This is a genomic window from Elstera litoralis (assembly GCF_000963705.1).
GTDB classification, from domain to species: Bacteria; Pseudomonadota; Alphaproteobacteria; order Elsterales; family Elsteraceae; genus Elstera; species Elstera litoralis.
The window spans coordinates 1-6281 of the sequence record NZ_LAJY01000022.1; the positions used below are offsets into that span (position 1 = coordinate 1).

4 protein-coding genes and 1 pseudogene are annotated in these 6281 nt (G+C 61.0%); 3 read left to right on the forward strand and 2 right to left on the reverse strand.

All coding sequences use genetic code 11. The annotated features are described in order from the left end of the window. On the forward strand, nucleotides 1-249 hold a 249-nt coding region (locus tag VZ95_RS01400; RefSeq protein WP_045774293.1), incomplete at its 5' end, for a hypothetical protein. 145 nt (nucleotides 250-394) lie between these two features. On the opposite strand, the gene VZ95_RS01405 is transcribed toward VZ95_RS01400, so the two are convergent. Next, the gene (locus VZ95_RS01405; protein WP_045774294.1) at nucleotides 395-691 is read right to left on the reverse strand and encodes a hypothetical protein; all 297 of its coding nucleotides are present in this window, start codon (nucleotides 689-691) and stop codon (nucleotides 395-397) included. 272 nt (nucleotides 692-963) lie between these two features. Between VZ95_RS01405 and VZ95_RS01410 the strand changes: the two genes are divergently transcribed. Next, nucleotides 964-2274, forward strand: coding sequence for a pentapeptide repeat-containing protein (locus VZ95_RS01410; protein WP_045774295.1), 1311 nt, complete (start codon nucleotides 964-966; stop codon nucleotides 2272-2274). A gap of 11 nt (nucleotides 2275-2285) precedes the next feature. On the opposite strand, the pseudogene dnaE reads toward VZ95_RS01410, so the two are convergent. Then, nucleotides 2286-5766, reverse strand: a pseudogene (dnaE, locus tag VZ95_RS01415) (DNA polymerase III subunit alpha). Between the two features lie 155 nt (nucleotides 5767-5921). On the opposite strand from dnaE, the gene VZ95_RS01420 reads away from it, so the two are divergent. Further along, the coding region (locus VZ95_RS01420; protein WP_045774296.1) for a hypothetical protein at nucleotides 5922-6281 on the forward strand (360 nt) is incomplete at its 3' end.

The following is a 6281-nucleotide window of genomic DNA, read 5'->3' on the forward strand; positions in this document are numbered from 1 at the left end:
CGGCAGTTACGCCGCCCCGCCACGGAGGAAAACATGGCTGAGCATATCGTCTACACTGTAGAAGCGCGCAGTCGGACCGGAGCGGATAAGCGATTTGGGGTTTTCATGGACCGTCGAACGGCAGAATGCTGGACCAAGAAACTGGGCGACGACGTCGATACCGTGATTACCGAGTCCTATCTGTGGGACCGACGCCATAATCACAATCTGGGGAGCGGTTTGGGCGTTCAAGCCCCGATCCAGATGTAGCCAGACTATCGGAGCGCGCGGGTTTGCCGCCGTTTCGACGGGTTCGGGGCCTTTCGCGAATGGGATTTCACTCCCTGCCCCGATCTTAAGCGGATCAATCTCTGGATTGGTCCGCTTTTTTCATATCGATATCGAAATAAAGGCCTTAAGAGGCCAATCTGAGCGCCGTAATCGTGGTCGTACTTGGGTCTTTTACCAGCCCATCGACGACAAGATTGACGCCAAGCTCGCCAATCGACCCGACCCCGTTGGAGGTGGCGAGCTTTTCCATCTTTTCTTTGAGATTAATGGCCGCCGAAGCTTGATTGGCGTGGGCGATGGCACGATGCTCGCCTGCCGAGGTTTTAAGGAAAATTTCGACGACATCTTTTCCATCCGAGCCGATGCGAGCCCGAATTTCCTTGATGGTGCCTGTGATGCTGTGATGCTCGACGCCGGTCAAGTCGCAGCCCTTCCCTGAAATCTACGCCGAACAGAATAGCGTAAACTTCAGAACTTCCTAGTAAAACTTACAACGCCCCCCTGCGGAGATTCGGCCCCTGTGGGCTCAGCGCGGCGTTTTCGGGGATTCTCAAGAACAGAGCTTTGTGCGCCCCTGGAAGAGCGATATACTCCTCGTTCAAGTGGTAACAGGCTGGACAGCGATGGGCGATTTAGGCTTTGCTGGCCTTATGGTTTGGAACCGAAACGATGTTTTTAGGCTGAGAGATTAAGATGGCCGCCCCCCTTCAGCGCCGGGTCTTCGACCAAGCGACCCTTAATCATTTTCTCGACCTCTACGAGCGCTCCAGCCGGGGGCCGGCTTTTGCCGAGCGCCCGAGCTTTCTGGCCTGCGATTTCTCGGGCCTTGATTTCTCTGGGCGCGATCTCACCAATTTCAGCGCCATCGGCTGCCGCTTCGTTAATGCCGACCTGTCGCGCTCCAACCTCAGTTTCGCCAATCTTTATGCCGCCGATCTGCGCGGCGCGATTCTGAAGAACGTCGATTTCACCCGGGCCGATTTGCGTGGCGCGTGCCTGCGCTCGGCCGATCTCGGCGGGGCCAATCTGCAAGAGGCCTCGCTGGAGCGCGGCGCGCTGTTCTTCGCCTCCATCGATGGCGGCTTCCGCGATACCGCCGTGCCAGTGAAAAGCGCCTATTACCGCCAGATTCACCATCTTGCGCCCGAACCGATCCGCGATACCGATATGCGCGGCGTTATTCTGGAGCACGCCGATATTTCGGATAGCGATCTTTCGTTCACCGATCTCACCGGCGCCAACCTGACCGGCGCGAACCTCACGCGCTCCAACCTGACCGGCGCGCGCTTCTTTGGGGCGAATTTGACCGGGGCCAAGCTGCAAGGCGCCAAACTGCGCCAAACCAACTTCGTCACCGCGATTTACGATAGTGCGCAGTTCAAGGATTGCGATATCTCCGGTACGGTGTTTCCACGCGAAATGCCGGATTTCGACGCGGAGTTCCCCCGCCGCCTTGCCCGCCACACCCGCTGGGTGCAATCCTTGGGGTCGGAGGGCGAGCGGCTCGATTTCACCATGATCGACCTGCGCGGCAAAAAGTTCGACGGGCTCGACCTATCGGCGGCGGTCTTCACGCTCTCGCTGCTCGATGAAGCCAGTTTTGCGGGCTGCTATATGGCGATGGCCGAACTCAACGGCGTCAGCGCCCGCAAAGCCCGCTTCGATAAAGCCGATTTGCGCGGCTCCAATCTCACGCGCGGCAATTTTACGCTGGCAAACTTCCAGGGCGCGAACCTCGGCATGATGGATATCGCCGGGATGCACCCGATGAGCGTGCCGACCCGCCTCACCCAATCCTGCATCATGGCGGCGAATTTCGATAATGCTGTGCTGACCGGGGCCGATCTGGAGTTGGCCGACGCCACCGAAGCGCGCTTTACCTCGGCCAATCTGGCGGGCGCGGTGCTTATCAACACCTACTGCTATGGCGCGAACTTCCGGGGCACGAATTTCGACAATGCCGTGCTCACCCATGTGCGCGGGTTGGAATTCTCGCTCACTTAAGAACTGCGCCCTTACAGTTCCTCGACATCCACGACGCCGGGGAGCGATTTCACCATCGCGCGTAAAGAGGGGGTGACGGCAAAGCCGCCGCTGAGGGGAATTTCCACGTCGCAATCCTCCAAATCGAGCAGGACGGAAATCCGCCCGCGCCCGCGATATTGGTCGCCCTGGTCGCGCAAAATACCTTTGAGATTGGAAATCGGCGTCTCGTCCGCCAGATAGATGCGCATGCCCGAAACGGTGTTTTCGGTCGCAGCATCCAGCAGCCCGACCTGCTGGGCCAACAGCTTCACGCCCTCGCCCTCCAGCCGCGCTTCGACGTGCAACAGCAGCGGCTTATTGGCGTCGAGCATCTCGCGCGACACGGCGAGCACTTCCGAGAAGAGCGTGACCTCAAACGAGCCGCTGGCGTCCGAAAGCTGCACGAAGGCCACGCGGCTGCCGCGCGCCGTGGTGATCTCGCGGCGGCTCAGCACAATTCCTGCGACTTTCACCCGCTGCGGCTCGCCGGGGCGGACCTTATGAGTGAAATCGGCGGCGCGGGTCACCCCTAAGCGCTTTAACGCGCGCTCATAGACATCGAGCGGATGGGCGGAAAGATAGAAGCCGACTGCGTCGAACTCCTTCTGCAAGCGCTCGTGGGGCATCCAATCGATGACGTTTTGGCAAGGGCAGCGGCGGCGCTTCCACCCCGGCATCGCCCCCGCCGAAGAGGCTAACCTGATTGCTGGCCTTCTCTTCCGTCAAAAGCTGTGCGTGCCGCATCACCGCTTCCGCCGCGCCATGCACGCGAGCGCGGTTTGGATCGAGACTATCGAAGGCCCCCGCCAGCGCGAGATTTTCGATCTGGCGTTTATTGACGCTTTTCGGGTCGAGCCGCGCCGCGAAATCCTGCAAGGAGCGGAACGGCCCGCCCTTGGCGCGCTCCGCCACTAGGGTTTTCATCGCCTGATCGCCGACATTCTTGACCGCCGCCAGCGCATAGCGCACCGCCGTTTTCCCATCGGGCAGGGTTTCCACGGAAAAATCGGGCGCGGAGGCATTCACATCCGGCCCCAGCAGCGGAATATTCAGGCGGCTGAGTTCCTGGCGGAAGACATTGAGTTTATCGGTATTGCTCATATCAAAGGTCATCGACGCGGCGAAAAATTCCACCGGGTAATTGGCCTTCAGATAGGCGGTTTGGTAGGAGACCAGCGCATAGGCCGCCGCGTGGCTTTTATTGAAGCCGTAGCCCGCGAATTTTTCGACCTGATCGAAGATTTCCGACGCCTTCTTCGGATCGACATTATTGGCCTTCGCGCCATCGCAGAAGGTGGCGCGCTGGGCGTCCATTTCCGCTTTGATCTTTTTGCCCATCGCCCGGCGCAGCAAATCGGCCCCGCCGAGCGTATAGCCCGACAGCACCTGCGCAATCTGCATCACCTGTTCTTGGTAGATGGCGATGCCGAAGGTTTCCTTCAGCGTTCCTTCCAATAATGGATGCAGGTAATCCGGCGTCTCCCGCCCGTGCTTGCGGTTGATATAGCTCGGAATATTATCCATCGGGCCGGGACGATAGAGCGCGACGACGGCGATAATATCCTCAAAGCGGTCGGGACGCAGATTGCGCAGCACGTCGCGCATGCCCGAGCTTTCAAGCTGGAACACGCCGGTTGCATCGCCCCGGCTGAGCATCTTGAAGGTTTTCGCGTCGTCGAGCGGCAGTTGCTCCAGATTCACCGTAATGCCGCGCTGCTGGATGAGCTCGACGGCGCGCACCAGCACGGTGAGGGTTTTCAGGCCCAAAAAAGTCGAACTTCACCAAGCCCGCGAGTTCGACATATTTCATATTGAACTGGGTCACAGGCATGGTCGAGCGCGGGTCGCGGTAGAGCGGCACCAGCTCTTCCAAGGGCCGGTCGCCGATCACCACCCCGGCGGCGTGGGTCGAGGCGTGGCGGTAGAGCCTTCCAACTTTTGCCCGATGGCGAGCAAGCGCGCGACCTGCTCGTCGTCGTCGCGCATTTTTTGGAACTGCGCGTCGCCCTTGATCGCCTCTTCCAGCGTCACCGGATTGGCGGGATTGTTCGGCACCATTTTGCAGATACGGTCCACCTGCCCGTACGGCATGGCGAGCACGCGGCCCACGTCGCGCAGCACGGCGCGCGCTTGCAGCTTTCCGAAGGTGATAATCTGGGCAACGCGGTCGTGGCCGTATTTATCCTGGACGTAGCGAATAACCTGATCGCGCCGCTCCTGACAGAAATCGATATCGAAATCGGGCATGGAGACGCGTTCGGGATTGAGGAAGCGCTCGAACAGCAGCCCGAACCGTAACGGGTCGAGATCGGTGATCGCCAGCGCCCAGGCCACCACCGAGCCCGCGCCCGAGCCGCGCCCCGGCCCAACCGGAATGCCCTTATCCTTCGCCCATTGGATGAAGTCCGCAACGATGAGGAAGTAGCCGGGGAACCCCATATTGATAATAACATCAAGCTCGAAATCCAGCCGCTCCCGGTAGGGCTTGGCGATGGCTTCCTGGGCTTCGGCGTCCATCGAAGGCGTGACGATTCCCGCCGCGAGGCGCTTTTTGAGCCCCGCCTCCGCCATCACGCGCAATTCGGCGGGCTCGTCCCGCCCCGCGCCGGTCGAGAAGGTCGGAAGGATCGGTTTGCGGAACGGCGTTGAAACGGCGCAGCGCTGAGCGATGACAGCGGTATTGAGAATCGCTTCCGGCAGATCGGCGAACAGGGCCACCATCTGCGCGCCGGTCTTGAAATAATGCTCCGGCGTCAGGCGGCGACGGTCGGACACCTCCAGCGTCACCCCTTCAGCGATGCAGAGCAGCACATCATGCGCCTCATACATCGATGGGGCGGAGAAATAGACATCATTGGTGGCCACCAGCGGAATATCGTGGGCGTAAGCGAAATCCACCAATCCCGGCTCAACGCTCGCCTCGCGCGGGTCGCCGTGGCGCTGGAGTTCGATGTAAAGCCGGTCGCCGAAAACCTCCTTCAGGCGCAAAACCGCCGCTTCTGCCGCCTCGCGCTGGCCCTCGTTCAGCAGCCGCCCGACCCAGCCGGTCACACCGCCGGTGAGGCAGATCAGCCCTGCCGAATGCTCGGCCACCAAATCGAGCGTAACCTGTGGCACCTCATGGCTTTCGGTCTTAAGAAAAGCGTGGGAGACCAGCTTCAGCAGATTCTCATAGCCGCCGATATCCTGGCAGAGCAGCAGCAGCGGATCGGGGGGCAGCGGCAGGCCGGGCCGGGTGGTTCCATCGGTCCGGCGGACGTGGAGAATAGCGCCCAGGATCGGCTGAACCCCAGCGTCGCCCGCCGCTTGGGTGAACTCGATAGCGCCGAATAGATTGCCCGTGTCGGTCACCGCCACGGCGGGCATTTTCGCCCCCGCCGCAAGCTTGACCAACTCCTTCATCTTGATCGCCCCTTCCGACAGGGAATAGGCCGAATGGACGCGGAGATGGATGAACGGGCTCTCAGTCATGCACTCAGTGTAATCCAGCCGCCCCGCATCTGCGTATAGGATTCAGACGTAAGATGAGTGGGAGCCTTGTTGGGACCACCGCGCCTTGTTATCTGTGTCCCTAGGGGTTATCGCCGTTCAGCGGCGATGCGCCTCGCCAGAAAGGAATAGCGAAAGTGCAGCGCATCCTGCTCGCCGATTTTCAGGTTTCGATGACACACAGCGCCCGACCCGACCTCAGTTCTTCCCTTGCGGATCGGTTGACGGTGGAACGCGCCGTCTCGGATCTGCGCCGCTCCACCCCGGTTATTCTCACCGATGCCGGGCAAACGTGGCTGGTTCTCGCCGCCGAGGCCGCGACGGCGGGCGCGATGGTCGAGTTAATCCCCGAGGGGACGCCGCTAACGCTGGTGCTGACCGCCAATCGCGCCGAGGCCCTGGGCCTCGCCATTGATGAGGAGCCGGGCGCGCTGGTCGCCCGCCGTTTGCGCGCGCCTTACGAAGCCGGGCTCGCCGATCCGACCCATCCGGCAGGC